Annotated in this window: 1 protein-coding gene; it reads left to right on the forward strand. The window is 34.0% G+C overall.

All coding sequences use genetic code 11. From position 1 onward, the window contains the following. Window positions 1-1,357 (forward strand): BspA family leucine-rich repeat surface protein (locus M3P09_RS17160; RefSeq protein ID WP_249974052.1); only part of this gene is annotated, 1,357 nt, incomplete at both ends.

The raw sequence follows: 1,357 nt of genomic DNA on the forward strand, positions 1-1,357 counted from the left end.
GGTAAGCACGATTACTAATATGCAACAAGTATTTCATGGTACATTATTTAATTCTCCCATCAATAATTGGAAGGTAAGTGCTGTTACATCAATGTTCAATATGTTTAGAAACACACCTTTTAATCAACCGCTTGATAACTGGGATACCTCTAACGTAACTGATATGTCTGGCATGTTTTCTTTCGCTGAAAGTTTTGACCAGAATATAGGCAACTGGGATATTAGTAATGTTACATTAATGACAGATATGTTTAATGGTGTTACATTATCTACACCAAACTACGATGCTACTTTAATAGGTTGGCATACTGACTCTAGTGGTGGTGCTAACAATGGTATTGATGATGTCCCTAATAATATAACTTTTAATGGAGGCAGTAGTCAGTACTGTTCTGCCATATTTGCTAGGAATAGTTTAGACACTTCTTTTAATTGGTCGATTACTGATGGTGGCCTTGGATGTAGAGTTGAAGATTATTTTATAACCACTTGGGTGGTTGAAGAAAATGAAACTATTACCATTCCTACAAATGGAACAGGTTATAATTATGATGTAGATTGGAGTTATGATGGTGCTACTTTTAATGCTGAATCTACCAATGTTTCAGGTAATACTACAAGTACTCCTTTAACAGCTGGTACATACACTGTTGCCATTCGTGGTGTTTTCCCTAGAATCTATTTTAACAATACAGGAGATAAAGACAAAATACAAACGATTGAACAATGGGGGGCAAATCTTTGGACGTCTATGGCTCAGTCTTTTCGAGGTTGTAGTAATTTAGTACTGAACGCAACTGACACTCCAAATTTAAGTCAAGCCACTTCAATGGAAAACATGTTTTGGTTCTGCAGTTCTTTTGTAGATAATGGAGGAGTTATTAACAATTGGGATGTAAGCACAATTACTGATATGGAACGAATATTTCAAAACACCTTATTTAATTCTGCCGTCAATAATTGGAATGTAAGTGCTGTTACAACAATGTCAAATATGTTTAGAAACACTCCTTTTAATCAACCGCTTGATAACTGGAATATTGAAAATGTGAATAATTTACAAGGAGTTTTTGCAAATTCACCCTTCAATCAAAATATTAGTGGCTGGGATACATCTAGTACAACTCGTTTTGATGGTATGTTTCAAAATAATACATCTTTTAACCAAAACATTAGTGGCTGGAATACAGAGTTAGCAATTATTATGAATAATATGTTTAATGGAGCAAGAAATTTTAACCAGAATATAGGCAACTGGGATATTAGTAATGTTACAAGAATGAGTTTTATGTTTTTTGATGCTACCCTATCTCAAGAAAACTACGATGCTACTTTAATAGGTTGGCATACAGACTCT

Source organism: Jejuia spongiicola (assembly GCF_023502325.1).
Classification (GTDB): domain Bacteria; phylum Bacteroidota; class Bacteroidia; order Flavobacteriales; family Flavobacteriaceae; genus Wocania_A; species Wocania_A spongiicola.